Origin of the sequence: Curtobacterium sp. VKM Ac-1376, from assembly GCF_015351025.1 — a bacterium.
Taxonomy (GTDB): domain Bacteria; phylum Actinomycetota; class Actinomycetes; order Actinomycetales; family Microbacteriaceae; genus Curtobacterium.
Genome location: NZ_JADKRV010000009.1, coordinates 108198 through 133908, shown reverse-complemented (window position 1 = coordinate 133908; position 25711 = coordinate 108198). Strand labels below are relative to the sequence as shown.

General features: G+C 72.9%; 26 protein-coding genes, 1 pseudogene and 1 riboswitch. Of the genes and pseudogenes, 15 read left to right on the top strand and 12 right to left on the bottom strand.

What is annotated here, in order from left to right:
* Positions 1-139: 139 nt before the first annotated feature.
* Complete coding sequence (locus tag ITJ56_RS12210; RefSeq protein WP_194630876.1) at positions 140-2200, bottom strand: alpha/beta fold hydrolase; 2061 nt, start codon at positions 2198-2200, stop codon at positions 140-142.
* On the bottom strand, positions 2197-3093 hold the full coding sequence (locus ITJ56_RS12205; protein ID WP_194630875.1) for a patatin-like phospholipase family protein: 897 nt from the start codon (positions 3091-3093) through the stop codon (positions 2197-2199). The genes ITJ56_RS12210 and ITJ56_RS12205 overlap by 4 nt, the downstream gene beginning before the upstream one ends.
* Before the next feature lie 113 nt (positions 3094-3206).
* On the opposite strand from ITJ56_RS12205, the gene ITJ56_RS12200 reads away from it, so the two are divergent.
* Both ITJ56_RS12200 and ITJ56_RS12195 read left to right on the top strand, forming a co-directional pair.
* Entirely contained in the window at positions 3207-4016 is an 810-nt protein-coding gene (locus ITJ56_RS12200) for a hypothetical protein (RefSeq protein WP_194630874.1), read from the top strand.
* Positions 4017-4057: 41 nt separating this feature from the next.
* Positions 4058-4243 (top strand): hypothetical protein, encoded by a 186-nt coding sequence (locus ITJ56_RS12195; RefSeq protein WP_111093138.1) that lies wholly within the window; start codon positions 4058-4060, stop codon positions 4241-4243.
* A gap of 91 nt (positions 4244-4334) precedes the next feature.
* Here the strand turns inward: ITJ56_RS12195 and ITJ56_RS12190 are convergent, their stop codons facing one another.
* Entirely contained in the window at positions 4335-5366 is a 1032-nt protein-coding gene (locus tag ITJ56_RS12190) for an NADPH:quinone reductase (protein ID WP_194630873.1), read from the bottom strand.
* 50 nt (positions 5367-5416) lie between these two features.
* Positions 5417-5779 carry a winged helix-turn-helix transcriptional regulator gene (locus tag ITJ56_RS12185; protein WP_194630872.1) on the bottom strand — a complete coding sequence of 121 codons (363 nt, stop codon included), beginning with the start codon at positions 5777-5779 and terminating at the stop codon, positions 5417-5419.
* Between the two features lie 108 nt (positions 5780-5887).
* Here ITJ56_RS12185 and ITJ56_RS12180 point away from each other — a divergent pair, with 108 nt between their 5' ends.
* Positions 5888-6535: an NAD(P)-dependent oxidoreductase gene (locus ITJ56_RS12180; protein WP_194630871.1), complete on the top strand. Its 648-nt coding sequence runs from the start codon at positions 5888-5890 to the stop codon at positions 6533-6535.
* A gap of 105 nt (positions 6536-6640) precedes the next feature.
* Here the strand turns inward: ITJ56_RS12180 and ITJ56_RS12175 are convergent, their stop codons facing one another.
* On the bottom strand, positions 6641-7963 hold the full coding sequence (locus ITJ56_RS12175) for an MFS transporter (RefSeq protein ID WP_194630870.1): 1323 nt from the start codon (positions 7961-7963) through the stop codon (positions 6641-6643).
* 133 nt (positions 7964-8096) lie between these two features.
* Here ITJ56_RS12175 and ITJ56_RS12170 point away from each other — a divergent pair, with 133 nt between their 5' ends.
* Positions 8097-8954 carry a LysR substrate-binding domain-containing protein gene (locus ITJ56_RS12170; RefSeq protein WP_194630869.1) on the top strand — a complete coding sequence of 286 codons (858 nt, stop codon included), beginning with the start codon at positions 8097-8099 and terminating at the stop codon, positions 8952-8954.
* A gap of 31 nt (positions 8955-8985) precedes the next feature.
* Here the strand turns inward: ITJ56_RS12170 and ITJ56_RS12165 are convergent, their stop codons facing one another.
* Complete coding sequence (locus tag ITJ56_RS12165) at positions 8986-10218, bottom strand: hypothetical protein (protein WP_194630868.1); 1233 nt, start codon at positions 10216-10218, stop codon at positions 8986-8988.
* Positions 10219-10316: 98 nt separating this feature from the next.
* Between ITJ56_RS12165 and ITJ56_RS12160 the strand changes: the two are divergent.
* Positions 10317-11285, top strand: a pseudogene (locus ITJ56_RS12160) (aldo/keto reductase).
* Between the two features lie 118 nt (positions 11286-11403).
* Here ITJ56_RS12160 and ITJ56_RS12155 read toward each other — a convergent pair.
* Positions 11404-12039, bottom strand: coding sequence for an NADPH-dependent F420 reductase (locus ITJ56_RS12155; protein WP_194630867.1), 636 nt, complete (start codon positions 12037-12039; stop codon positions 11404-11406).
* A gap of 77 nt (positions 12040-12116) precedes the next feature.
* Here ITJ56_RS12155 and ITJ56_RS12150 point away from each other — a divergent pair, with 77 nt between their 5' ends.
* The 3 genes from ITJ56_RS12150 (at position 12117) to ITJ56_RS12140 (ending at position 13492) form a co-directional block, all read left to right on the top strand.
* Positions 12117-12413 (top strand): GNAT family N-acetyltransferase, encoded by a 297-nt coding sequence (locus tag ITJ56_RS12150; RefSeq protein ID WP_194630866.1) that lies wholly within the window; start codon positions 12117-12119, stop codon positions 12411-12413.
* A gap of 102 nt (positions 12414-12515) precedes the next feature.
* The gene (locus ITJ56_RS12145; protein WP_194630865.1) at positions 12516-12986 is read left to right on the top strand and encodes a MarR family winged helix-turn-helix transcriptional regulator; all 471 of its coding nucleotides are present in this window, start codon (positions 12516-12518) and stop codon (positions 12984-12986) included.
* A complete protein-coding gene (locus tag ITJ56_RS12140; RefSeq protein ID WP_194630864.1) occupies positions 12983-13492 on the top strand; it encodes a metallophosphoesterase family protein in 510 nt (169 codons plus the stop codon). The genes ITJ56_RS12145 and ITJ56_RS12140 overlap by 4 nt, the downstream gene beginning before the upstream one ends.
* A 123-nt stretch (positions 13493-13615) precedes the next feature.
* Here ITJ56_RS12140 and thiD read toward each other — a convergent pair whose 3' ends face one another.
* The 3 genes from thiD to thiM all read right to left on the bottom strand — a co-directional run bounded on the left by thiD (position 13616) and on the right by thiM (position 16766).
* Entirely contained in the window at positions 13616-15145 is a 1530-nt protein-coding gene (gene thiD / locus ITJ56_RS12135; RefSeq protein WP_194630863.1) for a bifunctional hydroxymethylpyrimidine kinase/phosphomethylpyrimidine kinase, read from the bottom strand.
* A complete protein-coding gene (gene thiE, locus ITJ56_RS12130) occupies positions 15142-15891 on the bottom strand; it encodes a thiamine phosphate synthase (RefSeq protein WP_194630862.1) in 750 nt (249 codons plus the stop codon). Before thiE ends, thiD begins: the two co-directional genes overlap by 4 nt.
* The gene (gene thiM / locus ITJ56_RS12125; protein WP_194630861.1) at positions 15888-16766 is read right to left on the bottom strand and encodes a hydroxyethylthiazole kinase; all 879 of its coding nucleotides are present in this window, start codon (positions 16764-16766) and stop codon (positions 15888-15890) included. Before thiM ends, thiE begins: the two co-directional genes overlap by 4 nt.
* A riboswitch (TPP riboswitch) is annotated at positions 16755-16850 on the bottom strand. (Overlaps the previous gene by 12 nt.)
* A gap of 68 nt (positions 16851-16918) precedes the next feature.
* On the opposite strand from thiM, the gene ITJ56_RS12120 reads away from it, so the two are divergent.
* The 3 genes from ITJ56_RS12120 (at position 16919) to ITJ56_RS12110 (ending at position 19748) form a co-directional block, all read left to right on the top strand.
* On the top strand, positions 16919-17833 hold the full coding sequence (locus ITJ56_RS12120; RefSeq protein WP_194630860.1) for an NUDIX domain-containing protein: 915 nt from the start codon (positions 16919-16921) through the stop codon (positions 17831-17833).
* 105 nt (positions 17834-17938) lie between these two features.
* Positions 17939-18685, top strand: a complete 747-nt coding sequence (locus ITJ56_RS12115) for a phosphotransferase enzyme family protein (protein ID WP_194630859.1) — start codon at positions 17939-17941, stop codon at positions 18683-18685.
* A gap of 127 nt (positions 18686-18812) precedes the next feature.
* A complete protein-coding gene (locus tag ITJ56_RS12110; RefSeq protein WP_194630858.1) occupies positions 18813-19748 on the top strand; it encodes a DnaJ domain-containing protein in 936 nt (311 codons plus the stop codon).
* 30 nt (positions 19749-19778) lie between these two features.
* Here ITJ56_RS12110 and ITJ56_RS12105 read toward each other — a convergent pair whose 3' ends face one another.
* Entirely contained in the window at positions 19779-20141 is a 363-nt protein-coding gene (locus tag ITJ56_RS12105; protein ID WP_194630857.1) for an RNA-binding S4 domain-containing protein, read from the bottom strand.
* 33 nt (positions 20142-20174) lie between these two features.
* On the opposite strand from ITJ56_RS12105, the gene ITJ56_RS12100 reads away from it, so the two are divergent.
* Both ITJ56_RS12100 and ITJ56_RS12095 read left to right on the top strand, forming a co-directional pair.
* Positions 20175-20438: a hypothetical protein gene (locus tag ITJ56_RS12100; protein ID WP_323749798.1), complete on the top strand. Its 264-nt coding sequence runs from the start codon at positions 20175-20177 to the stop codon at positions 20436-20438.
* Between the two features lie 196 nt (positions 20439-20634).
* Complete coding sequence (locus tag ITJ56_RS12095; protein ID WP_194630856.1) at positions 20635-21792, top strand: hypothetical protein; 1158 nt, start codon at positions 20635-20637, stop codon at positions 21790-21792.
* 37 nt (positions 21793-21829) lie between these two features.
* On the opposite strand, the gene ITJ56_RS12090 is transcribed toward ITJ56_RS12095, so the two are convergent.
* Positions 21830-23362, bottom strand: coding sequence for a trypsin-like peptidase domain-containing protein (locus ITJ56_RS12090; protein WP_228517695.1), 1533 nt, complete (start codon positions 23360-23362; stop codon positions 21830-21832).
* Positions 23363-23521: 159 nt separating this feature from the next.
* Between ITJ56_RS12090 and ITJ56_RS12085 the strand changes: the two genes are divergently transcribed.
* The gene (locus tag ITJ56_RS12085; RefSeq protein WP_194630855.1) at positions 23522-24556 is read left to right on the top strand and encodes a FecCD family ABC transporter permease; all 1035 of its coding nucleotides are present in this window, start codon (positions 23522-23524) and stop codon (positions 24554-24556) included.
* Positions 24553-25551, top strand: a complete 999-nt coding sequence (locus ITJ56_RS12080) for a FecCD family ABC transporter permease (RefSeq protein WP_194630854.1) — start codon at positions 24553-24555, stop codon at positions 25549-25551. Before ITJ56_RS12085 ends, ITJ56_RS12080 begins: the two co-directional genes overlap by 4 nt.
* The last annotated feature ends 160 nt before the right edge of the window (positions 25552-25711 follow it).

Below are 25711 nucleotides of genomic sequence, written 5' to 3'. Positions count from 1 at the left end.
AACTAAGCAGCTCCACTCCACCGCAGGAGGTCCTTCTCACATCCCAACGACTACAGCGAGTCGTCGCAGCTCAACCAGCGTCCCTGGGCAGTACATCTAGTGGCCCGCCCGGCTCGCCCCGATTCGCCGGGCAGGTGCACTACCCGAGCAGCGCCGGCCGCTCCCACTCCTGGTCGAGCACGTGCTGCCCGAGGAACGCGAACACAGTCTCGTACCAGACCACCGCGTGCTGCGGAGCGAGCACCCAGTGGTTCTCGTCCGGGAAGTACAGGAACCGGTGCGGCATCGAGCCGTCCGGCGCCGCGTGGTGCTCCGCGAGTTCGGACCAGAGCCGCAGCCCCTCGCCGATCGGTACCCGGTAGTCCTTGTCGCCGTGGATCACGAGCATCGGTGACGTGATCTCGGCCACGAACCGGTGCGGATCGTTCGCGGCGATCCCGTCGGCGTCGAAGATCGACGACCAGTACTGCGACGAGTCCGTCGTGCCGTTGAACTGGTCGAGCGCCCACAGGCTGGCGTGGGTGACGATCGCGCGGAACCGGTCGGTGTGCCCTGCGACCCAGTTCGCCATGTACCCGCCGAACGACCCGCCCATCGCGGCGGTCCGGGTCGCGTCGATGTCCGCCCGCGCCTCGACCACGTCGGTGATCGCCATCAGGTCGGAGTACGGCGCCTGCCCCCAGGCGTTCCAGCCGCGGTTCACGAAGTCGAGCCCGTAACCGGTCGAGAGCGCGGGGTCCGGCAGCAGCACGGCGTAGCCCCGGGCTGCGAGCAGCATCGGGTTCCACCGCCAGGACCACTGGTTCCACGAGTTGAGCGGTCCGCCGTGGATCCAGAGGAGCATCGGGTGCGGCCCCTCGCCCTCCGGCACGACGAGCCAGCCGCGCACGCGCGCGCCGTCCGCCGCGGTCGTCTCGACCTCTTCCAGGTGGGCGGGGACGTCCGGCAGGGGCGCCGGGGTCGCCAGCGGCGTCACCGTGCCGTCCGTCGCGATCCGCACCGGGTGCAGCGGGGCCGCCCAGGAGGCCCGGAGCGCCACGACCACGCCCGTCGCCGCCGCCACGCGCAGGCTCGAGTACGCCCAGTCGTCGTGCGTCAGCCGCTCGACGGCTCCGCCGTCGAGCGGGATGCGGAAGACCGGCGCACGGCCGTCCTGGTCGGCGACGGCCAGCAGGGCGCGGTCGCCGTGCTCGAACACCAGCTCGCTCGGCCAGCGGTCCCAATCGGTCGCGATGCGGTGGGCGTCGGAGCCGTCGATGCCGGCGGTCCAGACCTCCTGCTGGTTCGCACCGGCAGGCGTGGAGCGCACCGTGCGGACCCAGGCGATCGTGCGGCCGTCGTGGCTGAGCGCGGGCATCTCGTGGTCGACGTCGACGTCGTCGAACAGCACCGTGCGGTGGCCGTCGGACAGGTCGACGGTGACGAGCGTCGAGCGGTCCCCACGGGCCTCCCGGACGCCCGCGGTCGCCAGCAGGACCGACCCGTCCGGGGTGAGTGCCCCGCGGACGTGGTCGAGTGAACGACCGGGCGCTGGCGTGCGGTCGACGGGCTGCGCGGGGCCCACACCGACGTCTCCGCCAGCCGGGTCGAGCGTGAGGACGTGGGTCTGGGCCGGCCCGAGGTCGTGGTCCCAGTACCGCACCGGGTAGGTCTCGTGCAGGATTGCCCGGACCTTCTTGTCCTTCCGCGTCTTCCGCAGCTCGGCGTCGGCCTCGAGCACGGTCGACGGGTCGGAACCGGCTCCGGGCAGCAGGTCTGCGGTGAGCGCCACGACGTCGGCTGCCGCTGCGGTGGCGAGCACGCCGCCGACGCCGCCCGCCAGGCGGGTGAGTGGGCGGGCCTCGCCTCCGGCGGCGGGCAGCACCCAGAGTTGCGCGGACTCGAGGTCGTCGGTATCGGCGTCGGGGCGGGCGGAGACGAAGAGCAGGTCGCCGGTGCGGGTGAACGCGATGCCGCCCTCGCCCTTGGCGGAGCGGGTGAGGCGGACCGGGCGCGCGGCGGGCCCGACGGCGTCGCCGCTGTCGTCCGTGTCCTCGGCAGGGGCTGCGGGCACCTGCCAGATCGACCGGCGGTACCCGGTGCCGTCGGCGTGGAGTGCACTGACGGTCAGTGCGACGCGGGTGCCGTCCGGGCTGATGTCGATCCCGTCGACACGGGGGAGCGCGATGTACTGGTCGAGGTCGGAGAACGGGGTGCTCATGCGTCCACGCTCGCCAGGTCCTCAGCCCAGAAGGCGGCGATCTGCTCCGCCACCGCGGCGCCCTGGGCCCGTCCGGCCTCGGCCGAGGGGGCCTGCGTCGCGAGCGACAGGGAGTTCGTGCCGAACGCCTGCTGGGCGGTGCTGTCCGCCACGACGACCTCGACGGAGGAACGGCCCGCGCGCAGCGACTCGACCGCGACGTCGAGCCACGGTCCGCACGGCGACGGGCCCTCGGGGCCGCACGCGATGACGAGCACGCGCTCGTGTCCGGCCGCGGCGTCGGCGTTGGTGCCGGAGCGGACGCCGCCGTCGACGTGGGGCCGGCCCTCGATCGCGACGGGCGTCCACACGAACGGCACCGAGCAGCTCGCGGCGACCGCTCGGGGGAGCGGGACGCCGTCGGTCGCGGTGAGGAGCCGGAAGGAGCCGTCGGTCGCGTCGACCGCGGTGACGGCGAAGGGCTTCTCGGGCCATTCCGTCGACGGCAGCGTCTCGCCGAAGGTCGCCGTGCGCTCGTCGTCGGTCTGCCCGCCGACGACCTGCTGTGCGGCCTGCCCGAGCCGAGCGCGGGCGTCCTGCTGGCCCGTCGCGCCCTGCAGTGCTGCGCCGATGCGCTGCTGCACGGCCTCGACGTCGATGGGGGCCGGTTCCTGGTAGGTGGTCGGTGCCGGGGTGTGCTGCTGGTCGTACGCCTGCTGGACGGCGCCGTTCCGGACGAAGGCCCCGACGACGCTGCCCGCGCTCGTGCCGACCACCAGGTCCGCGGCGTCGAGGTCGACGCCGGCGTCCAGCAGCGCGGAGAGGACACCCACTTCCCACGCGATGCCGGCGACACCTCCGCCACCGAGGACGAGGGCTCTGGATCCGGGAACGGGGGTGGCGACGTCGGTCATGGGTCTTGCTTACCAGCTGGGTGCGACGGCGCGGTGGAGGCCGGGTGATCCTGTGGAGAACCGGCCTGTGGACAACTCCGTCCGCGTCGGTGGTGTGACCTAGCGTCGTGGTCATGGGGCAACAGCGTTCAGGACGGGTCGGCACGGTCGTGTGGCCGATCGTGGTGGCGGCGGCGCCCACCGCCGCGTTCCAGCTGCCGAACCTGTTCGTCACCCCGGCGGTCCGACTGTCGCTCGTCGCGTTCGGGCTCGTCGTGCTCGTCGGAGCGGTGACGGTGCAGGTGGTCCGGACCCGGCGCAGCGACGCTGCGCGGTCGGTGGCCGAGGACAACGCGACCGCGGCAGAGCTCGAGCAGTCGACGGCAGTCCGGTACGCGTTCGGCCAGATCGCCACCCGTCTCGTCCGGTTCACCGAACTGCCCCGGTCCGAGCGCCACGGCGAACTCTCCGTCGTCGCGGACCGCGTCGCCGTGGCCCTGGCGTTCTACCTGCTGCCGAAGGTGCCCGACGTCCGCGCCAACGTGTACCAGCTGTCCACCGACCTGCGTGCGCTCGAGCCGATCGGTCACGGGGGTGCCGGCGACACTGCCGGGGTCTTCCGCGCGGGCACGCCCTACGGCGACCGCAACCTCGAGTGGGTGCTGGTCGGGGGATCACCCCGGATCGTCGGCGACCGCTCTGCCGACGTCGACGTCGACCAGGACGTGCCGGGCTTCGAACCGCGGTACTCCTCGTACGTCTCGGTGGTGATCCGCTCGGACGAGTACTCGTTCGGCATGCTCACCGTCGACTCCCCGGTCCCCGACGCCTTCACCGAACTCGACGCCAAGAACATCGCGATGATGGCATCGTTCATGGCTGTTGCGTTCTCGTTGACCTACTCGTTCCCCGAGCGCGACCGCAATCCAAGGAAAGGCCCGTGATGCTCACACGCTCTGTCGGACGCTCGACGTACGATTCCCCCATGACGACCGTGAACCCTGCTCCGCCGTCGTTCGGGCGTGCCCGGATCTCCTCGCCGAACTGGAACGACACCACCACCGACGCCGACTACGAAGACCTCGACGTGATCGCTGCCAACATCGAGCGTGAGCGCGCCGCAGCCCGGCTCCGGGTGACCGCAGCCATCGCTGCGCGACTGGGTCGCTGACCCCTGCCGCATCGTCCACGACGAACGGCTCCCACGTGCGCGTAGGAGCCGTTCATCGTCTGCGGAGCCGGATCCGGATCAGGTGTCGCGGCTACGGCGCCTCGGTCACGTCGATGAGCACCTTGCCGACCGTGTCCTGCTCGACCCCGTCGTGCGCCTGGGCGGTCTGCTCCAGCGCGAACCGGGTGAGCGGCAGCCCGGCGTCCTCGCCGACCGGCAGCACACCGTCGTGCAGTGCCTCGGTGATGTCCTCGGCGGCTGCGGCCAAGGCCTCGTCACCGATCGTGTAGAGCAGCAGGAACTGGTAGCGGGCGTTCGCGCTCATGTTCGGGCGAATCGGCAGGCTCGCCGCGTCACCGCCGTTGTTCGCGTAGATCGACACGACCCCGTGGTTCGCCAGCACGTCGGCGACCAGTGCGGCGTTCTGCGGGATCGACACCTCGACGACGATGTCGACACCGTCCGGCGCGATCGACCGGATGCGCTCGGCGGCGTCCTCCTCGCGGTAGTTCACGACGTGGTGCGCCCCGGCCGCCGTCGCCAGCGCTCCCTTCGCGTCGGAGCTGATCGTCGTGATGACGGTCGCACCGGCCCAGCGGGCGAGCTGGATCGCGGCGTGCCCGACGGCACCGGCACCCCCGGCCACGAGGACCGTGAAACCGTCGAGTGCGCCCGGTCCGAGCCGCGCGGGGCCGTCCTCGTGGGTGGTGAGTGCTCGGTGCGCGGTCATCGCGGGCACACCGAGCGAGGCGCCGACGTCGAACGAGACGCCGTCGGGCAGGCGGACGACGCGGGTCTCCGGTACGACCGTGTACTCCTGCGCGGTGCCGGTCGGGCGGGACGCCGCTGCCATGAACAGCCAGACGTGGTCGCCGACGGACAGGCCCTCGACGCCGGGTCCCACGGCGTCGACGATGCCGGCGCCGTCCTGGTTCGGTGTGATCTCGGGGAAGGGCAGGCCGTCGCCGTAGGTGCCGCCGGCTCGGGCCTTCCAGTCCGTCGGGTTGACGCCGGAGACGACGACCCGGACCCGGACCTCGCCGGCGCCGGGTTCTGGGGTGTCCCGCTCGACGAGTTCGAGGACGCTGCTGTCACCGGGCTTCGTGTAGACGATCGATCGCATGCCCCCAGGCAACCACTCGTCGCCGTCGGGGATTCCGAGTGCGGGGGTGTTCAGCGCCCGTCGTACTCCTCGCGCGACTCCGCGACGTCGTCCATGTGCGAGGTCGCCCAGTCCTCGAGCGGGACGAGCACCGCCCGGAGCGATCGGCCGTGCTCGGTGAGCTCGTACTCCACGTGCGGCGGGATCTCGGGGAACACCGTCCTGGTGACGAGGCCGTCGCGCTCGAGCGCCCGCAGGGTCTGGGTCAGCATCTTCTGCGAGACCCCCTGCACCCGGGTCGCGATCGCCGAGTACCGTGCGGGACCGTCGGCGAGGGCACCGATCGTCAGCACGCTCCATCGGTCGCCGATGCGGTCGAGCAGCTGCCGGCTCGGGCAGTCGGCGGCGTAGGGGGTGTACTCGAGCGCTGACATGGTGTCCTCCGTTACGCACCACGAGGTGCCTACTTACTCAAAGAGAGTAACTCTTGTACGGTGAGTGTCAACGGTTACGACGCCCACCACGTCCACGAAGGGAACACCATGACCAACATCGTCGTCTTCGGTGGCACCGGCTACGCCGGCTCCGCCATCACCCACGAGGCACTCTCGCGCGGCATCACCGTCACCGCGGTCGCCCGCGACACGAGCAAGCTCGAGCCGACCGAGGGCCTGACCCTGGCGCAGGGCGACGCGTTCGACGCGGACTTCGTGTCCGAGGTCACGAAGGGTGCCGACGTGATCGTCGTCTCCCTGCACGCCGTGCAGGCCGACGGCAGCGAGCTCAAGGACAGGTTCCAGCACTTCGTCGACGCCGCGGCCGCCGCCGGTGCGCGTCTGGGCATCGTGGGCGGCGCCGGCTCGATGCGCGTGTCCGAGGACGGCCCCCGCGTCTTCGACACCGAGGGCTTCCCGGACGCCTTCAAGGGTGAGGCGAAGAGCCACGCGCAGATCCTCGACGCCCTCCGCGCCTCGGACACCGAGGTCGACTGGTTCTACGTCAGCCCCGCCGCGGCCTTCGGCAGCTACAACCCCGGCGAGCGTCGGGGCACCTACCGCAGCTCGGACGAGGTCCTGCTCGCCGACGCCGACGGCAACTCGGACATCTCCGGTGCCGACTACGCGGTCGCCTTCGTCGACGAGATCGTCACGCCGACGCACCACCGGACGCGCTTCGGCGTCGCCTACTGAGGCACGCCCCGCTCAGGAACCGGTTTCCGGACACAGCACCGCGGATCTGCGTGGTTCCGTGTCCGGAACCTGGTTCCGGCGGACAGACTCGCAACCGCGCGCCGCTCAGTGCGCGACGATCGCCGGCACCGGCAGGTGGTGGCGCATCCGCACCGACAGGTGCAGCCCGCCGCGTCGGGCGAGCACGAGCGCGATCACGGCGGCCGCCGCGGCCGGAACGCCGCCCGCGACCATCATCCCGACGTGCGCCCCGAAGTGGTCGACGACCTGGCCCATGAGCGGCCCGCCGATCGCCTGCCCGCCGAGCAGCACGAGGACGTAGAGCGACATCACCCGCCCGCGGATCGCAACGTTCGACGACAGCTGCACGAGTGAGTTCGACGCGGTCTGGAACAGCAGCTGCGACATCCCGACGGCCACGAGCGCGACGGTGAACGGTGCGATCGCCGGGATCGACCCCGACACGACGAGCAGCACGCCCGTCCAGAACACCCCGCCGACGATGGTCCGCAGGCGCACCACGGCGCGACGGGTGGAGAGCAGTGCCCCGACGAGCGCTCCGACGGCGACGGCCGAGTTGAAGACGCCATACCCACCGGCACCGACGTCGTACACCTGCGAGGCGAAGGCCGACAGCAGCACTGGCATGGTCAGCGCGAACACCGAGAAGAACGCGACGAGGATCACCGGCACGATGATCGTCGGCTTGTTCACGGCGTAGCGGAGTCCCTCCATCAGCTGGCCCTTCCCGCGCGGCGCGGGCGGCGTCCGGTGCAGTTCCGAGACCTTGAGGAACCCGAGGGTCACGACGACGGCCACGCAGGCGATCGCGTTGACCCCGAAGGACCAGCCGGCGCCGACCGCCACGAGCAGCGCCCCGGACAGCGCGGGACCGATCATGCCGCCGAGTTGGAACACCGACGAGTTCACGCTGATGGCGTTCCGCAGGTGCTTGTGCCCGACGATCTCGGTCACGAACACCTGGCGCGCCGGGTTGTCGATGACGGTGACCATCCCGACCACGAAGGCGATCACCCAGATGTGCCATGCCTCGACCACGCCGGCGAGCGTCAGCACGGCGAGCAGCGCGGAGAGCACGGCGAAGGCGCCCTGCGTGATCATCATGAGCGCGCGCTTCGAGAACCGGTCCACGAGCACGCCGCCGAGCAGCCCGAACAGGAGCATCGGCGCGAACTGGCACGCCACCGTGATGCCGACCTGCGCGACCGACCCGGTCAGCTGCAGCACGAGCCAGTCCTGCGCGATGCGCTGCATCCACCCGGCGGTCATCGCGACCAGGTTCGTCGCCGTGAACAGGCGGAAGTTCGGCACGGACAGTGCGATGAGCGTGTGGCGCCACGGCGGACGGGTGGCCTGGATCGGGAGCGGTTCGGTGGGCGGGGGGAGGGTCGTCGATGACGCGCTCACGGGGGATGTCTCCGGACGTCGGCTGCGGAACTGGTACCCCACCGAAACTACGTGACCGCGACCCATTCGATACCCCTATGGTGGCTATCAGTTCATTGCGATGTCGAATGACCCGCACCGACGGAAGGCGCACGTGCTCGATCCGGTCCTGCTGCAGACGTTCCTGGCGGTCGCCGAGACCGGAAGCTTCACCCAGGCTGGCGCTCGACTCGGCATCAGTCAGCCGACGGTCTCCCAGCACGTGCGGCGGCTCGAGACCGCGGTCGCGCGCACCCTCGTCGCCCGCGACACCCGCGGCGTCGCCCTGACCGACAACGGGGACGCGATGGCCGGGTTCGCACGCACGATCCTCGCGGCCCATGCCAGCGCCGACGCGTACTTCTCCGGGGCGGCGACACGCGGCCGACTGCGCTTCGGTGCCGCCGACGACCTGGCGATCACGCAGCTGCCCCGGATCCTGCGGGACTTCCGGCGGCTGCACCCGCAGGTGAACCTCGAGCTCACCGTGAACCAGTCGTCGCCGTTGCTGCGCCGGGTGCACGCCGGCCAGCTCGACCTGGTGTTCATCAAGCAGACGGCGGGGGAGTCCGCCGAGGGCACCCGGGTCGCCACCGACCAGATGGTGTGGATGGCGCAGGACGGCATCGCCCTCGAACCCGGCGAGCCAGTGCCGCTCATCGCCTACCAGGCGCCGAGCATCAGCCGGCAGATGGCGATCGACGCCCTCGAGGCCGCCGGTCGCACCTGGCGGATCACCTGCAACACCCGTGACGTCAACGGAGTGTTGGCGGCGGTGCGCGCGGGTATCGGGGTCGCGGTGTTCCCGCACTCGCTCATCCCGGCTGACCTGGTGAAGGTGTCGCAACGGCTCGGGTTGCCGGACCTGCCGGCGGTCGACTACGTGCTCATCGCGAACCCGACGGTGCAGCGGGAGCCGATCGACGCCCTGACGAACGCGATCCTGTCGCGCGGGGTCGTCCGCGCCGTCTGAGCGTCGCGAGACGCCGGCGTGTTCGGGCGGGCTACGGGGCGAGCGTCGGGGTCGTGCCGGTCCCGGTCACGTCGGGCAGCGCCACCCCGGCGAGTGACAGCAGCGCATCGGCCACCGCCCACAGCACGACGAGCGTGCCCACTCCGCCGAGCACGGCACCGAGCAGCGCGACCGGTCGCTGCCACGTGGCCACCCGGTCGCGCAGCGTCACGATCGAGAGCACCAGCGCGAGCACCCCGAGCGCGAGGCCCACGCCGTGCACGGTCGCCGGTGCGGCGAACCACCAGGCGGCGAGACCGATCGTCGCGATCCCGGCGACTGCCCCGAGCACCGCCCCGGGGGTCGCACCGAGTGCTCGGCGCGTCTCCGGCGCACCCGTCGCGGCCACGGGCTGGTCCAGCAGTTCGGTCGGGAGGCCCGGGTCGTCCCCGACGCCCACCTGCGGCCCCGGGACGGGTGGGACCGGAGCCGCTGGTGCGCTCCCGACGGTGGTCACGAAGGGTGCGACTGGCGCTGGCGGCCCCGCGTGCAGCACGGCGTCGAACGAGCGTGCGGGTGCCGGGGGCGTCGGCCGGGCGGCAGCGGCCTGCTGGTGCGCGAAGCGGCGGGGTGTCCGGTAGCCGATCGGGCCGGAGGGCTCGGGCTCGGTGCCCTCGACGACGACGTGTTCGAGGCCGGGCACCGAGAACCGGGGCTGCCCGGCGACCGGAGCGGTCGGGGCGACGGGTGGCGCGGGGGCGGGGGCCGGGTCGGGGACCGGCGCCACCGCGGCGGGGATGACCGCTGCCCGCACCACGACCGGCGGGACGGTGGGTGCGGGCGAGGGAACGGCGGCAGCGGGGGAGACCGGCATGGCGAGCGCTCCCGACGGCGCGATCGTCGCCGAGGGCAGCGCCGGGTTCTCGAACGGGACGGTCCGGACGCTCGGGGACATCGGGGCAGGGGGGAGCAGGTCCTCCTGCGGCGGGTAGTCCGGCACCCGGGCGTCGGTCTCGACCAGCGAGGCGATCGACGACGGCTCCGCAGCCGGGACGATCGTCGCCGGAGCGTCCGCTGCCGAGACGACCGCGGTCGTCGGGGCCAGCGCCGCGTGGGCGGCGTGTGACGGGGCGGGGGCGGGGCGTGCCTCCCGGCCGGAGGCGCCGACGTGCCCGGCGGCGGCGACCCGCTCGACGGGTGTGACCTCGTCGACGGGCGGCGCGGTCACCCAGGCCGGGACCGATCGGCGTGGCCGGTCCGATTCGGGCATGCGATGCGCTGCCACTGCGGTGCTCCTTCCGTCGACTGATCCATGCTCAGTTGTAGCGGCAAGCGCTGTGTGGATCGCAGCCCCAGTTCCGGGGTGGCCGGTACGGTCGGGTGATGACCGGAATCGAACACCGTCCCCTGGGTCCCTCGGGGCTCGTCGTCTCCACCGTCGGCCTTGGCTGCAACAACTTCGGACGGAGGGGCACCGCGTCCGAGTCGCAGGAGGGCACCGACGCCGTCGTGCACGCCGCCCTCGACGCAGGCGTCACCCTCTTCGACACCGCGGACATCTACGGCGGTGTGCCGGGCATGTCCGAGGAGATGCTCGGCCGGTCGATCGCCGGGCGTCGCGACGAGATCGTCCTCGCGACGAAGTTCGGCATGGACATGCAGGGGGCGAACGGGCCGGACTAGGGCGTGCGCGGCTCCCGTCGGTACGTGCGGCTCGCGGTCGAGTCGTCGCTCCGCCGACTCGGGACGGACTGGATCGACCTGTACCAGATGCACCGGCCCGACGAGGTGACCCCGATCGAGGAGACGCTGTCCGTCCTCGACGACCTGGTCCGCGAGGGCAAGATCCGCTACGTCGGCCACTCGAACTTCGCCGGGTGGCAGGTCGCCGAGGCCGAGCTCACCGCGTCGATCGCCGGCATCACGGCGTTCGTGTCCGCGCAGAACGAGTACAGCCCGCTGGCCCGTGCCGTCGAGGCCGAGGTGCTGCCGGCGGTCCGGGCGTACGCGCTCGGGTTCCTGCCGTTCTTCCCGCTGTACAACGGGCTGCTGACCGGCAAGTACACGAAGGCGGGCGGTCCGGCCGACGGACGCCTGTCGACGTCGAAGCCGCAGGTCCTCGAGGACGCCCCGTGGGACGTCCTCGACGACTACCAGCGGTTCTGCGACCACCGCGGGGTCACGATGCTGCAAGCGACGTTCGCGTGGCTCCTGGCGCAGCCGGGGCTGTCGAGCGTCATCGCGGGAGCGACGAAGCCGGAGCAGATCACGCAGAACGTCGAGGCCGGCACGACCTGGACGCCGACCGAGGACGACCTCGACGACATGACGACGATCTTCGACCGGGCTTGAGCAAGCGCGGGCGCGCTGGCTCGTCCACGCCGGTTCGTTTCGCGCTGAGTGACAGGTCGCGGGTCGCGAGACCCGGGGGGTGTCGCTCAGCGCAGAACGATGGCAGCGAGTGCCGCGGTTAGCGCGCCGCGGCGGCCAGTGCGTCGCGGAGCTCGGCGGCGGTCAGGCGCGGGCCGTAGCCGGGGGTGTCCCGCTGGATGCGCCATCCCTCGGTGAGCGGCCCGGCGTCGACGACGTCGAAGCCGAACGCGTCGATGAGCTCGGCGACGGTCTGCTTGCTGCTGTCGTCGTCGCCGGCGATGACGAGGGCACGTCGGTCGGCGGTGCCGGCGGGCGTTGCGTGCCCGGTCAGGTCCGCTGCGCCGATGTGGTTGAACGCCTTCACGACACGGGCGCCCGGCAGGTGGTCCTGCAGCAGCTCGGCCGTGGTCGTGGACTGGTCGTCGAGGGCGGCGATGTGGCCGTCGCGCTCCCAGTAGTAGTTGTTCGTGTCGATGACGACCTTGCCGACGAGGGGCTCGACGGGGATCGTCTCGATCGCGGCGAGCGGCACCGTCACGATGACGATCTCGCCCGCTGCCGCTGCCTCGTCGCGGGTCGCCGCGCGTGCGTCGGCGCCGAGTTCCGTGACCAGGTCGGTCAGGGTCTCCGGGCCGCGGGAGTTCGCGATGACGACCTGGTGACCGATCCGTACCGCGAGCCGTGCGAGCTGGGATCCGATGTTGCCGGCGCCGATGATTCCGATGGTTGTCATGGTGTCCCTGCAACGCCGGCCGACGCGGTGCATTCCCCGGGCGGCGCTCCTGCTCTGCTCGGAGCATGATGGCGGGCATGGACCACGAGTTCCGCGACGAGACCGACCAGGACCGCTACGCGATGTACGTCGACGGCGAACTCGTGAGCGTGCTCGACTACCGCGTCAACGGCGACGCGGTGGCGTTCCCGCACACGTACACGGTCCCGAAGCACCGCGGCCACGGCTACGCGGCACAACTCGTCGAGTACGCCGTCGCCGACGTCGAGTCGTCGACCCCGAAGCGCATCGTCCCGATGTGCTGGTTCGTCGGCAAGTGGTTCGACGACCACCCCGAGAAGGCAGACCTGCTCAGCCGCAGCGCCGCGGACTGATCCAGGACCGAAGCCGACCCCCACATCACGAGTACCCGCCGGTATGGTGACGGGACGAGACGACCGTCGGCAGGCGCCGGCACCGACAAGGCTGGAGCCACGATGGACCACCCGAGCGCTCAGGTCCGCAACAGCGACATCAGCCGGGCGTACACCGAGCTCGCTCGGATCACCCGTCGTGCGAGCATCCGTGCGCGCGGTTCCGAGCAGGTGCTGAGCGTCGTCGACCAGTCCCTGGTCGACTTCGTCGTGCAGCACCCGGGGTGCATGGCCATCGACATCGCGCGGTACCTGCGGCTGAACCGTTCGACGATCTCGCGGCAGCTGTCCGGGCTCCTCGCGACCGGACTGGTGCGGACGACCGACGGCGGCAGCGGCAACGCGAAGCCGCTCGAGGCGACCGACGCCGGCCGCGCGGCACTCGAACGGTCGGTGCAGCTGCACCGCGATGCCCTCGACGAACGGCTCGCCGACTGGTCCGACGACGACATCGCGCTCCTGGCCGGGTTGCTCGAGCGCCTCGGTGCGGCAGACGAGGCGGGGTTGCCGATGCCGGGGCCGACCGAGTCGTGACCACCGCGTTCGTCCTGCTGTCGGACACGCACCTGCCGAAGCGCGCGAAGGACCTGCCCGCCGGACTGTGGGCCGACATCGACGCCGCCGACCTCGTGGTGCACGCGGGGGACTGGGTCGACCTCGCCACCCTCGACGCGGTGCAGGCGCGATCCCGACGGTTCGAGGGGGTCCGGGGCAACAACGACGGCCGCGAGTTCGACGACCGGCTGCCGCTCGTCGCTCGCTTCGGTGTCGAGGACCTGCGGTTCGCCCTCGTGCACGAGACCGGCGCGTCGACCGGCCGGGAACGCCGGATGGACGCCGCACACCCGGACACCGATGTACTCGTGTTCGGGCACTCGCACATCCCGTGGGACACCGTTGCGCCGTCCGGGACGCGTCTGCTGAACCCCGGCTCGCCGACCGATCGTCGTCGCCAGCCGGACCACACGTGGATGCGCGGCACCGTCAGCGGCGCTGACCTGTCCGTCGAGCTGGTGCGCCTGCCGCCGCCCGCCCGCTAGGTCCGCCCGCCGCCCCGCCCTGCCGCGCCCCGCCCGCTCGCCCGCCCAGCCCCCCGCGAAAGCGACAGACCCCCGCCGAAGGTCGGCGGCAATCTGTCGCTTTCGCGGGGGTGCTGGGACCGGTCAGCGCAGAACTGTCGCTTTCGCCGCACCGACGGCACCGACGGCACCGGCACCGACGGCACCGCCGGCGCCCGGCAACTCCATCGGCATCCGGAAGAACGCGAGCTCCCACTCCGCCGATCGCCGGAACGCCCGCGCCATCCGCCCCCGCTCGGCCGGCGTCGCGGCTGCCGCCAGCTCCTCGACGAGCCGGGTCGCCTCGGCGCTCGAGGCAGCGAACCCCGGGTCCCCGTAGGCCGTGATCCAGTCCGCGAAGACGTGCCCGTCCGGAGCCGCCCCGAGCTGCGACCCCACCCACGCGTAGACCCGGAAGCACGGCAGCACCGCGGCGGCCAGCACCGCCGCGGATCCGGAGTCCGCTGCGTCCTGCAGGTGCGCGAGGTACCCGGCGCAGGTCGGGTGCACGGGGGCGTCGGCGTGTGTGCCCGCGAGTCGTCGATGATGCAGGTCGCGCGCCTCGTCGGCGCACCCCTGCGCGGCCGCCGCCCAGAACGCAGCAGAACCAGCAGCACCCGCACCAGCAGCACCGGAAGCACCATCCGCGGCGAGCGCCGCCAGGTGCCGCTCGTACGCCCGCAGGTAGTGGACGTCCTGCGCGAGGTACCCGGCGAACACGTCCGCGTCGAGCGTCCCGTCCCGCAGCCCCACCAGGAACGGGCTGTCGATCGTCGCGCGGAGCACCGGTGCCGCGTCGGCCCACCACACGTCCGTGTACGCCAGCGACGGCAGTGCTGCCCGGACCACCGCACCGTGGTCGATCGGGCCGTGGCCGCTGCCGACCGACAGCGCGTCCGCCCCGCGGAGCGCCGCCGTCAGCCACTCCTTCGCCACCCCGACCGCGAGCTCCCAGTCACCGTGCCGGGCCGCGAGCGTCGCGATGGCACTCGACAGCGAACACCCGGTGCCGTGCGTGTTGGTCGTCGTCACCCGTGGTGCGGTGAACCGCCGCTCGGAGCCGTCCGGCGCGACGAGCACGTCGTCCGACGTCGGGCCCTCGTCGTGCCCGCCCTTCGCCAGTACGAACACGTCCCACCGCTCTGCGACGGCCCTGGCGGCCTCCAGCGGAGACGCCGACGAGGCACCGACCAGCTCGGCCAGCACCGCCAGCTCGTCCCGGTTCGGCGTCACCAGGTCGGCGAGGGCGAACAGCGCCCCCATGGCCGACGCCGCGTCCTCATCGAGCAACCGGTCCCCGCTCGTCGCCACCATCACCGGGTCGACCACCACGACGGGCGGTCGGTGCTCCTGCAACCAGTCGGTCACGACCCGCGCGACCGGCGCGGTGCCGAGCATCCCGATCTTCACCGCGTCGATCGTCACGTCGTCCGACACCGCGTCGAGCTGGTCCCGCAGGAACCCGACGTCCGGCACGTGCACCGACCGCACCCCGTGCGTGTTCTGCGCGACGAGCGCCGTCACGACGCCCATTCCGTACCCGTCGTGCGCGGCGATCGCCTTGAGGTCGGCCTGCATCCCGGCCCCGCCCGTCGGGTCGGTCCCGGCGATGCTCAGCACCCGTGGGACGCTCATGCGTCCGCCCCGTGGTGCGTCGCGTCGGCCTGGAGGCGCGGATCGCTGTCACCGGATCGCCCTGCCTCCGCACCGTGGTCGGTTCCAGCGCCCCACGCGGCCACGTACGCGGCCGCTGCGGATCCCGGGTCGGCCGCGGCGCAGATGCCCGACACGATCGCGACACCCGCGGCACCGGCTGCCCGGAGCGGCACGACGTCGTCGAGCGTCACCCCGCCGATCGCCACGCACGGCACGTCGGTGGCAGCGGCCAGCCGGGCGAATCCGTCGTGGCCGAGGGCCGGCGGATGGTCGGCCTTCGTCGCTGTGGGGTGCACGACCCCGACGCCGAGCAGGTCGACGGTGCCGCGGGGGAGTCGCTCGAGGACAGCCAGGTGCGCGAGCGTGTTCGCGGTGAGGCCCACGTGGGCGTCCGCTCCGAGCAGGGCGCGGGCCGCGGTGACGGGGACGTCGGACTGGCCGAGGTGCACCCCGGCGACCCGGTGTCCCGCGTGCCGTGCGGCGAGGGCGACGTCGAGTCGGTCGTCGACCACCACGGTCGCACGGTCCCCGACGGCGTCGGCGACGGCGGCGGTGAGGGCGAGCAGGTCACGGGCGGAGGCGTCCTTGTCCCGCACCTGCACGATCCGGACCCCGGCGTGCACGGCGGAGCGGACGACCCCGAGCACCCCGATGCCGTGCCGGTCGGCCAGAGCGCCGTCGGTGACCAGGTAGACACCGACGCCCCCGGTTGCGAGCGCGGTCATGCCGTCACCGCCGGAGCGACGGTGCCGGGTGCCGACTCGACCGTGATCCGGGCTTCGCGCACGACGTCCTCCGGAGTGAGCGACGCCAACCGGTCGAGGAACAGCGGCTGGAAGGTCCCCGGCCCGCCGGCCTCGCGGGCGGCGAGCTCGGCGGCGATCGTGTGCACGGCGGTGGCGGCGACGGCAGCCGCGCCCGCGTCCTCCGGCGCGACCGAGGTGAACGCGGCGACCACGGCGCCGAGCGTGCAGCCGCCCCCGGTGATGCGCGTCAGCAGGTCGGTGCCGTTCGCGACCCGGACCACACCGATCCCCGGCGCGACCAGCAGGTCGACCGGACCCGACACGGCCACGGCGGCCACGAGCCTCCCGGTGCCCGGACCGGCCACGGCCCCGACCGCGGCCTCCCGGGCGTCCTCGGTGCCCACCGTGCTGTCGACCCCGCGGCCACCTGCCGACGCGCCGAGCAGGGCGAGGACCTCGGACGCGTTGCCGCGGAGCACCGTCGGGTACAGCGCGAGCAGGTCGCGCGCCAGGGCGGTCCGCACCGGCAACGAGCCGACGGCCACGGGGTCGAGGACCCACGGAGTGCCGACCTCGCGCGCGGCGTGCACGGCCTCGAGCGCGGCGACCCGCGGTTCGGCGTGCGGGGTGCCGGTGTTCACCAGCAGGGCATCGGCGACCCGAGCGAACGGCCCCGCCTCGGTCGCCACGTCGACCATCGCGGGCGAGGCCCCGAGGGCGAGCAGCACGTTCGCCGTGACGTTCTGCACCACGGTGTTCGTGATGCACTGCACCAGCGGGCCCCGGGCGCGGACGGCCTCGAGGAGTTCGGCGGTTCGGTGGGCCCAGTCGGATGCGGGCGCAGCGGTTTCCATGGACGATCCCTTCGCGAGTACGAGCTCGAGCAGGTTCGACGGGTGTGATCTCAGCCGCTGGATGCGGCACCCCGTGTCTCGAGCGACACCGTACACGACGCCCGGTGACCACTCCGAGGCCGGTACGGGGTGCCGTGTGCAAGGGTTGGACCGTGCCAGACGCAACGCCTCCCGGACCGCCGCCCGGCCCCCGCGATCCCGGTGACGCCTGGTCGGTCGGCCCCGACGGCACGAAGGCGTGGGGCCGGTTCGGTGCAGCGGGACTGCTCGTCGACGACGGTGCCGGACGCGTGCTCCTGCAGCACCGCGTCGAGTGGAGCCACCACGGCGGCACCTGGGGGATCCCCGGCGGCGCCCGACACCAGGGCGAGGACGCCGTGACCGCCGCACTCCGTGAGTCCGCAGAGGAAGCCGGCGTCCCCGACGACGCGATCGACCTGCGCCACACGGCGCTGCTCGACCTGGGGTTCTGGACGTACACGACGGTGGTGGGGCGCGCCTCCCGGCCCTTCGAACCGGTCATCGCGGACCGAGAGAGCCTCGCGCTGTCCTGGATCCCGATCGACCAGGTCGACGACCTGCCACTGCACCCGGGGTTCGGCGCGTCCTGGCCTGCCTTGCGTGCCGCGGTCACGACCACGCCGCACGTCGTCGTCGACGCGGCGAACGTCGTGGGCAGTGTGCCGGACGGCTGGTGGAAGGACCGCGCGGGTGCTGCCGAGCGTCTGCTGTCGTCGGTGTCGGCGCTCGCCGCGGGCGGGGTGTCGGCCGCCTCGCTGGATCTGCCCTTCGCGCGGTGGTGGCCTCGGTGGACAGTGGTGCTCGAGGGCGAGGCACGTGCGGCCGGCACTGGTGGCGGTGCTGGAGTCGGTGTCGGTACCCCCGTCGCCGAGGTGCTGCGGGCTCCGGCCTTCGGGGACGATGCGATCGTCGATGCTGCTCGTGCCGCGGTCGAGACCGGCGACTCCCCGGTCGTCGTCGTGACGGCGGACCGCGAGCTGCGGGCGAGGGTCGAGGCACTCGGCGCCGCCGTGCGCGGGCCGGGCTGGTTGCGCGAGCAGCGGTAGCGGCGCGCGCTCCGCACGGGTTCCGGATGGTCCGGGGCACTCGTCGGCCCCGACGGATACGCTGGCCACCCGTCAACGGAGACGCACACTTGCAGGAGGTTCCCCTTGGAACGCATCACCAGGGCCGACGACCGCGTCCACCGCCCAGCCGGACCGTGGACCCCCACGGTGCACCGGCTGCTCGCCCACCTGCACGAGCAGGGGTTCGTCGCAGCCCCGGAACCGATCGCCCTCGGCGACACACTCGAGACGGTCTCGTTCGTCCCCGGTGTCGCGGGGGAGTACCCGTGGACCGAGGACATCGCGAGCGAGGCAGCCCTCGTCACCAGCGCCCGCCTGCTCCGGCAGTTCCACGACGCCGCCGCCAGTTACCCGCGCAGCGACTCCGCCGACGTCTGGTCACAGGCCGACCGCGCCCCCGTCGAGACGATCGTGCACGGCGACTTCGCTCCGTACAACTGCGTGTACGACGGCATCGCCGCCGTCGGGCTGATCGACTTCGACACCGCGCACCCCGGCCCCCGTGTCTGGGACGTCGCGAGTGCGGTCTACCGGTTCGCGCCGTTCACCACCGGTGGGGTGGAGGGCTCGACCGCCCGCGGGCTCGACGACCGGCTGGTTCGCGCCGCCGAGTTCTGCCGCGCCTACGCCCTCGACGACCGGTCCCGCGGGGTCCTCGCCGAGACGATGATCGCGTCCCTCGTCGCCATGGTCACGACGATCGAGCACGAGGCGGCCGCCGGCAACCCGAAGTTCGTCAGCGACCTGCGGCACGGCCACGCCGACCTGTACCGCGCCGACGTCGCCTACCTCGAGCAGCACACCGACGCCATCACCGCCGCCGTCTCGTGACGGCGGCGGTCTGACGCACCCGTTCACCGGGCCGTCACCGGGACCGCCTGGCCGCACTGTTCCTCCAGACCGCACCCAGCAACCACGCGGCGGACTCCGACACTGCCTCGGGTAATGTCGCAGGGCCATGACGGACAGCCCGGCCGACGCCACCCCCTACGAAGTCCTCGGCGTCCCGGCGACGGCCGACGACGACGCGCTCCGCCGCGCCTACCGGCGTGCGGCCCGCGAGTCCCACCCCGACCTCGGCGGCGACGCGCAGCGCTTCCGGCAGGTCCAGGTCGCCTGGGAGCGCATCGGCACGCCGGTCGCCCGCCGCGCCTACGACGTCGGCTCCCGCGCCTCCGGTGCCGGTCCGTCGGGCGGCGCCTCCGGCAGGCCCGAGACCGGTCGTGACGCCTACGCGCCCCCGGCAGCGCGTCGCGACACCCGCCCCCGGGCCCGGTCCCACGGGCACCCCGGCGGTCGGTCCCGCGAGGTGTTCCTGCAGGCCGAGCGCGAATGGGTCGGACTCGGTGACCCCATCGAGGACCCGTACGACCCCACGCTCATCCGTTCGGCGCCCCGGCACATCCGTCGGTTGCTGGCCGAGGCCCTCGCGGAAGAGGCGACGGCCTCGGTCGTCTCGGACATGGGCATCGGCGTGACGGTGTGGCACGACGTCGATGCCGGGGCCGAGGGCAAGCTCGACCACGCCGTCCTGACCCCGAGCGGCCTGTGGGCGGTGGAGTCCATCGACTGGGGTGCTCCGGTGCGCATCGAGCACGGTGAGATCGTCGGAGAGACCCTCGCACCGGGGGAGCGGCCGGTGAAGGAGCTCGTCCGGGCCGCCCGCGCCGTGCAGAAGCAGACCCGCGTCCGGTTCACCGGGCGGCTGCTCGTCGTGCCGGACTCGGCCGTCACCGAGGACGTGCAGCTCGTCGGCTCGCCGAAGAAGCCCACCGCGCTCGTCGTCCGCCGCAGTGCACTCGCCCAGGTGCTGAACGGCGTCTGGTCACCCCCCGGTTCCGTCGACGTGTTCGACATCCGTGACCGCCTGCAGCAGACCGTCCGCTTCGTGTAGCCCCGACGATCCGTTCGGCAGGCTGGGGCGTCAGTAGCCGCGGAGCTTCTCGAGGTCGCGGCGCTCCCGCTTGCTCGGGCGCCCGGCGCCGCGGTCGCGCATCGGGACGAACCCGGCCTCTTCCTTCGACAGCCGCGGCGGGGTCCGGTCCTCGAAGTGCTTCGCCGCCTCGGGGGCGCTCGTCCGCTTCAGGATGATGCCGGTGACCATGACGATGCGGTCGAAGCCGTTCTGTCGGACCCGCACCTCGTCGCCGGGGCCGATCGGCTGCGCCGGCTTCGCGCGCTCCCCGTTGACCCGGACGTGTCCGGCCTTGCACGCGGCGGTGGCGGCCGACCGGGTCTTCGTGATCCGGACGGCCCAGATCCAGCTGTCGACCCGGGCCTTCTCCATGCCGACACTCTAGGCGGCCCGTACCCTGGGTCGGTGCATGCGGACGAACAGGCGGCGATCGCCCGGGCCCGTGCGCTCGGGGTGTTGCACGACGCCGCCATCGGGGACCGACTCGTCGTGCGGGCGCTCCACGGGGACGGTGCGCAGGACGCCCTCGGCGACCTGGTCGCCCGCACGCCCGACGCCGTGACGATCGCGACCCGTCGCGGCCCGGTCGAGGTCCGGCTCGCCGACGTCGTCGCCGCGAAGCTCGTCCCGCCGCCCCCGCCCGCGCGGCCGGCGCGCTCCCGCCGCTGACGCGGGCGCTGACGCGGACACTGTCGCTGTCGCGCTCGCCGCATCCCGTGCGAGGTTCCGTTCACCGTGCGACCCCGCGTGGGTCGCACCACCACCGGAACCTCGCACCATTCGTGACCGCGCCCGCCCCGCCCCGCGCCGCCCACCCCGGCGAGCCGCGCGCCCCCGCGCCTCGCTCCCGACATACGCTCGTGCCATGGCAGTCCCCGTCCCGCTCGGCACCGAGGACCGCACCGCCCGCCTGACCCTCCGCCGCCCCGAGCAGTGGCGTCGCGAGGACTCTGCCCAGGCGGACCTGCGCGTCACCGGCGACGACGTCGTCCTCACCGTCCGATCCCGACCGAGCGACCGTGCGATCGGCGACGAGAACACCGGGCTCCTCGCGCGGCTGCCCGGCTCCGTCGAAGGACTGCTCCTCGTCGGCTGCGACCCCTGGACCGCCGCCGGAGCCCCCGCACGCCTGGTCGAGTACGTCCGGCCCGACGAGCGCGGCGACGTCGCCGGCACCCACCTGCTCTTCGTCACGGGCCGGCACCGCGTCGACCTGACCATCGAACGCCCGCTCGCCCGGCTGCTCGAGACCGACGACCTCGTGCTCGCCGTCCTCGAGAGCGTCCGCGCCGCCGAACCGGTGCCGGCGCGCCCCGAGCGCGACCTCGAACCCCTGCCGACCCCCGCGCCGGCGCCGGCGGTCGACGGCCCACGCCTCAGCGCGGACGCCGTCGGCACCCTGCAGAGCCTCGCCGGACGCCGGTGGAACCCCACGCTCCTCCGCACCGCGGCGGGCCGCGAACTCATCGAGGCGGGCCTCGTGGGTCGACTCGGCACCCTGCCGGAGTCCACCCAGACCCTCCTCGAGCCCTGGCAGGGCGATGCCCAGCCGGTCACGCTGGAACAGCACCTGCCCGACGGCCGCGAGACGCGCCTCCAGGCCTGGTCGCAGACCGTCGTCGACGGGACCGACGAGGCGGGCGCCGTGGTCGCGTCCGTCACACCGGACCGCGTGGTCGCACTGGCGGCCGGGAGGCTCGGCATCGGTGCGACGTGGACCTTCCCGTTCCGCACGGGGTCGCTGCCAGGGCACCTGCTCGGCCGCAAGCTGGCCGGCGGTCCGGACGCGCCGGACCTGCCGGAGGCCCTGGTCGAGGCGGACCCGCGACTCGCGCGGTTCTGGTCGGCGCCGTGGACGGTCTCGTACCTGCGGCGGCCCGGCAGACCGAAGCCGATCACGATCGTGCGCGCCGAGGGGCAGGGCTTCGCCCGCGTGGGCAAGACGGAAGCCGGGGAGACCGTCCTCAGGACGGACTCCCCGGCGAACGTCTACCGGTCGGTGGTGCGGGCGCTGCTCGGTTGAGCCGCTGCTCGCCTGCGCTTGCGGGCTTGGTTCCTGCTCACGCGGCGGGGCCGGCAGTCAGGGTGACGGTGACGGTCTTGGCGGCGCCGGTGCTGTCGGTGTAGCCGACCACGACCTCGTCGCCGACGGAGTGCGACTGCACCGCGGCGGTGAGCTCGTCCGGCGTGGTGACCGTCGTGCCGTCGAGGCTCGTGATCGTGTCGCCCTCGGCCAGACCGGCGCTCGCGGCACCGGAGCCCTCGACCGTGCCGGCGACGGCGACGCCGCTGGTGGTGCCGGTGGTGCTGCTGACCTCGACCCCGAGGAATGCGGGCAGTCCGATCGTGATGGTGCTCGAGGACTCTCCGGCGAGGATCTTCTCGGCGATCGTCTTCGCGGTCGTGATCGGGATGGCGTAGCCGGTGACGTCGGCCGTGCCCGAGGACGCAGCCGTGGCCATGCCGACGACCTCGCCCTCGCTGTCGACCACCGGGCCGCCCGAGTCGCCCGAGACGATGTCCGCCGAGATCTCGATCAGCCCGGTCAGCGACTCGGTGCCGGTGCCGGACTCGCTCTGCACCTGGATGTCCTGGTCCGTCGCGGTGACGGTGCCCTCGGCAGCGACGAGGTTGCCCGTCCCCTCGGCGTTGCCGACGTCGGTCACGGTGTCGCCCGTCGACGGTTCGCCGTCGTCGTCGAGGGTCACGGTGGACAGCCCGGAGGCGTCCTCGAGCTTCAGCACCGCGACGTCGTTCGTGGCGTCGGAGCCGACGACCTCGGCCTCGTACTCCTTGCCGGTCGTCTCGTCGGTGACGGTGATGCTCGTCGCACCCTGGATCACGTGGTTGTTCGTCAGGACGGTGCCGTCCGAGGTCAGGACCATGCCGGTGCCCGCCGCCTGCGACGACTCGTCGTAGTTCAGGACGGTGTTGATGGTGACGACACCCTTCTTCTGCGTCGTCGTGGCGGCGGTCGCGGCGGACTGCGTGCTCGTCCCGGTGCCGCTGCTGCTGCCGTCGCTGCCGTTGCTCGAACCGGTACCGTCACCCGGCACGGTGAAGCCGTTCGTGCCGTCACTGCTGCCGGAGCCGGAGCCGGAGCCGGTGCCGGAGCCGGTGTCGGGCAGTGTGGTGGTGCCCTGCGACTGGCTCGAGGTCGTGGTCGTGCCCTGCGAGGACAGGCCGAGGGCGGTGCCGCCGGCCGCACCGACGATGGCGAGCGCGGCGATGCCGGAGCCGATCATCAGGCCGAGGCGACGCGGCCGCTTCGTGGTCACGCCGGGGTGGCCGACGGTGCCCTGGTGGTTGGCGGTCGCCGCGGAGTGGGCCCAGGCGTGGTGGCTGCCGGCGAGGGCCGGGCTGCCGATCAGGTACGGGCCGCGGCCGTCGGGCGTGTAGGCGTAGGGCCCGGAGCCGTCCGGGCCGTAGAGGTAGGGGCCGGAACCGTCGAACGCGTACGCCGGGCGCAGCGAGGCCGGGTCGGCGTGCGGTGCTTCCCAGGTCGTCCCGGGTGCCTGCTGCTGCGCGGCGTCGGTGCGGGCGGTGCCGTTCTCGTCGTTGGCGGTGGCGGCGGGGTTCGGGGTCTCGTTCATCGGTGCTCTCCGGTCGTCCCTCGGCGACCCGGTCGGGCGTCGATGGAGATCAGTACAGAGCGCTTCCCCATGACGAGCCTATGAGCGAACCCTGCACACGCTCCGGGCTTGCTCGGGGGACACCGAACAGGGGTCTGGCGTTAGGGTTGCCTTACTTCCATGCCTCCAGCCACGTCCTCGCCCCCGGCCCCCAGCTCCGTCCGCCGACTCGTCGGTGCGACCGTGCTGGCGGTCGTCGTCCTCGCGGTGGCGTGTGCACTGTCGATCGCGTACGGGTCGCGGCCGATCCCGCTCGGTACCATGCTCGACACGGTGCTGCACCCCGGGCGGAACGACGAGATTGGGTTGATCGTGTTCGGCAACCGCGTGCCCCGCACCGTCGTCGGGCTGCTCGCCGGAGCGGCCCTCGGCGTCGCCGGCGCCGTCATGCAGGGTGTCACGCGGAACCCCCTCGCCGACCCGAGCGTCCTCGGCATCAACGCCGGGGCGACCCTCGCGGTCGTCACCGGCATCGCGCTCTTCGGGGTGAGCGGGACCGCCGCCTCCCTGCCGTTCGCCTTCGTCGGTGCGGCCCTCGCCGCCCTGCTCGTCTACGGGATCGCCGCCGTCGCCCGGCGGGGGCTGTCGCCCGTCGGTCTCGCGCTGGCCGGTGCGGTGGTCGCGGCCGCGCTGTCGTCGATCACCACGGCGGTGCTCGTGACCGACCAGAGCCTCCTCGACCAGCTGCGGTTCTGGCAGGTCGGAGCGCTCGCAGGCAAGGACCTGGGCACCGCCGGCATCATCACCGCACCGGTGCTCGTCGGCCTGGCCATCGCGTTCGGCCTCGGCCGGTCGCTCAACACCCTCGCGCTCGGTGACGAGCTCGCCGCGTCGCTCGGGCAGCGGGTCGTGCTCGTCCGTGCCGTCGGCGGGCTCGTGGCCGTGCTGCTCGCCGGGTCCGCGGTCGCCGCCGCCGGACCGATCGCGTTCGTCGGCCTGGCCGTGCCGCACGCCGTCCGCCGGTTGAGCGGACCGGACCACCGCTGGACCATCCTGCTGTCGGCGATCGTCGCGCCCGCGCTCCTGCTCGTCGCGGACGTCATCGGCCGCGTGGTCGCGTACCCGGGGGAGCTGCAGGTCGGCATCGTCACCGCGCTCATCGGGGCGCCGGTGTTCATCGCGCTCGTTCGGTCGAGGGTGGTGCGGGGCCTGTGAAACGAACCCGTTCGCTGGTCGGCCTGCGCCGCGAGGTCACGGTACTCGTCGCGGTGGTCGTGCTCATCGCCGTGCTCGTCCTCGTGGGGCTCGGCGTCGGTTCGATCCCGCTCAGCCCGACGCAGATCGTGGCAGCTCTCTTCGGGCAGGGCGACCGGATCTCCGACTTCGTCATCGGGCAGCTCCGCGGGCCGCGGGTGCTCGGGGCCGTGCTCGTCGGGGCCAGCCTCGGTGTCGCCGGCGCGATCGTCCAGAGCGTGGTGCGGAACCCGATAGCGAGTCCGGACGTCATCGGCATCACCTCGGGCGCGAGCGCGACCGGCCTGACCGCCATCGTGCTCTTCGGCGCCAGCGGGGGCACGCTGTTCTCGGCCGTGCTCGTGGGCGCCGTCGTGGTCTCGATCGTCATCGCCGGACTCGCCTGGCGCAGGGGCATCACCGGCAACCGTGTCGTGCTCGTCGGCATCGGCGTCGCCGCGATCTGCCTGAGCATCACTGGCTGGATGCTGACGAGCGGCACCGTCACGCAGGCCGGCACCGCCCTGCTCTGGCTCTCCGGCAGCCTGAACGCCGTCGACCGGAACCTCGTCGGTGTGCTCGTCATCGCGTTCGTCGTGCTCGGGCTGCTCGCACTGCTGCAGTCCGCACGCCTGCAGGTGCTGAGCCTCGGCGACGAGGTCGCATCCGCCCTCGGGCTCCGACCCGACCGGGCGAAGGTCCTCCTGCTCCTCACCGCCGTGTGCCTGACCGCCGCGGCGGTCGCGACTGCTGGGCCGGTGTCGTTCGTCGCGCTGATGGCCGCCCCGATCGCCCGTCGGCTGGTCGGCAGTGGGCGCGTGGCGCTCGCCCCGGCCGCGGCCGTCGGCGCGGCGATCACGCTCGGCAGCGACCTGATCGCCCAGTTCGCTATCCCCGGCAACGCCCTGCCGGTCGGCGTCGTCACCGGTGTCGTCGGCGCCCCCTACCTGCTCTGGCTGCTCGCGCGCGGGCGCTGAGGCGCGTCGCGCCCGCCAGCTCACCCCACCGACGGGAGGCCCGGAGCCGGTCCGCCACGGGCCTCCCGTCCGCCCGTTGCCCCGTTCTCGCGCGCGTCTGCGTTCGTTCTCGCGCCCGTCTGCGTTCGTTCTCGTACCCGGCTGCGTTCGCCGATCGCGG

Bases quoted from the DNA above. Each gene is read 5' to 3' on its own strand.
- ITJ56_RS12210 (WP_194630876.1), bottom strand. From the start codon at position 2,200: ATGAGCACCCCGTTCTCCGACCTCGACCAGTACATCGCGCTCCCCCGT.
- ITJ56_RS12190 (WP_194630873.1), bottom strand. From the start codon at position 5,366: ATGCGATCGATCGTCTACACGAAGCCCGGTGACAGCAGCGTCCTCGAA.
- ITJ56_RS12095 (WP_194630856.1), top strand. From the start codon at position 20,635: ATGGCAGTCCCCGTCCCGCTCGGCACCGAGGACCGCACCGCCCGCCTG.
- ITJ56_RS12185 (WP_194630872.1), bottom strand. From the start codon at position 5,779: ATGTCAGCGCTCGAGTACACCCCCTACGCCGCCGACTGCCCGAGCCGG.
- ITJ56_RS12155 (WP_194630867.1), bottom strand. From the start codon at position 12,039: ATGACAACCATCGGAATCATCGGCGCCGGCAACATCGGATCCCAGCTC.
- ITJ56_RS12195 (WP_111093138.1), top strand. From the start codon at position 4,058: ATGACGACCGTGAACCCTGCTCCGCCGTCGTTCGGGCGTGCCCGGATC.
- ITJ56_RS12150 (WP_194630866.1), top strand. From the start codon at position 12,117: ATGGACCACGAGTTCCGCGACGAGACCGACCAGGACCGCTACGCGATG.
- ITJ56_RS12110 (WP_194630858.1), top strand. From the start codon at position 18,813: ATGACGGACAGCCCGGCCGACGCCACCCCCTACGAAGTCCTCGGCGTC.
- thiE (WP_194630862.1), bottom strand. From the start codon at position 15,891: ATGACCGCGCTCGCAACCGGGGGCGTCGGTGTCTACCTGGTCACCGAC.
- thiD (WP_194630863.1), bottom strand. From the start codon at position 15,145: ATGAGCGTCCCACGGGTGCTGAGCATCGCCGGGACCGACCCGACGGGC.
- ITJ56_RS12145 (WP_194630865.1), top strand. From the start codon at position 12,516: ATGGACCACCCGAGCGCTCAGGTCCGCAACAGCGACATCAGCCGGGCG.
- ITJ56_RS12180 (WP_194630871.1), top strand. From the start codon at position 5,888: ATGACCAACATCGTCGTCTTCGGTGGCACCGGCTACGCCGGCTCCGCC.
- ITJ56_RS12205 (WP_194630875.1), bottom strand. From the start codon at position 3,093: ATGACCGACGTCGCCACCCCCGTTCCCGGATCCAGAGCCCTCGTCCTC.
- ITJ56_RS12105 (WP_194630857.1), bottom strand. From the start codon at position 20,141: ATGGAGAAGGCCCGGGTCGACAGCTGGATCTGGGCCGTCCGGATCACG.
- ITJ56_RS12200 (WP_194630874.1), top strand. From the start codon at position 3,207: ATGGGGCAACAGCGTTCAGGACGGGTCGGCACGGTCGTGTGGCCGATC.
- thiM (WP_194630861.1), bottom strand. From the start codon at position 16,766: ATGGAAACCGCTGCGCCCGCATCCGACTGGGCCCACCGAACCGCCGAA.
- ITJ56_RS12090 (WP_228517695.1), bottom strand. From the start codon at position 23,362: ATGAACGAGACCCCGAACCCCGCCGCCACCGCCAACGACGAGAACGGC.
- ITJ56_RS12085 (WP_194630855.1), top strand. From the start codon at position 23,522: ATGCCTCCAGCCACGTCCTCGCCCCCGGCCCCCAGCTCCGTCCGCCGA.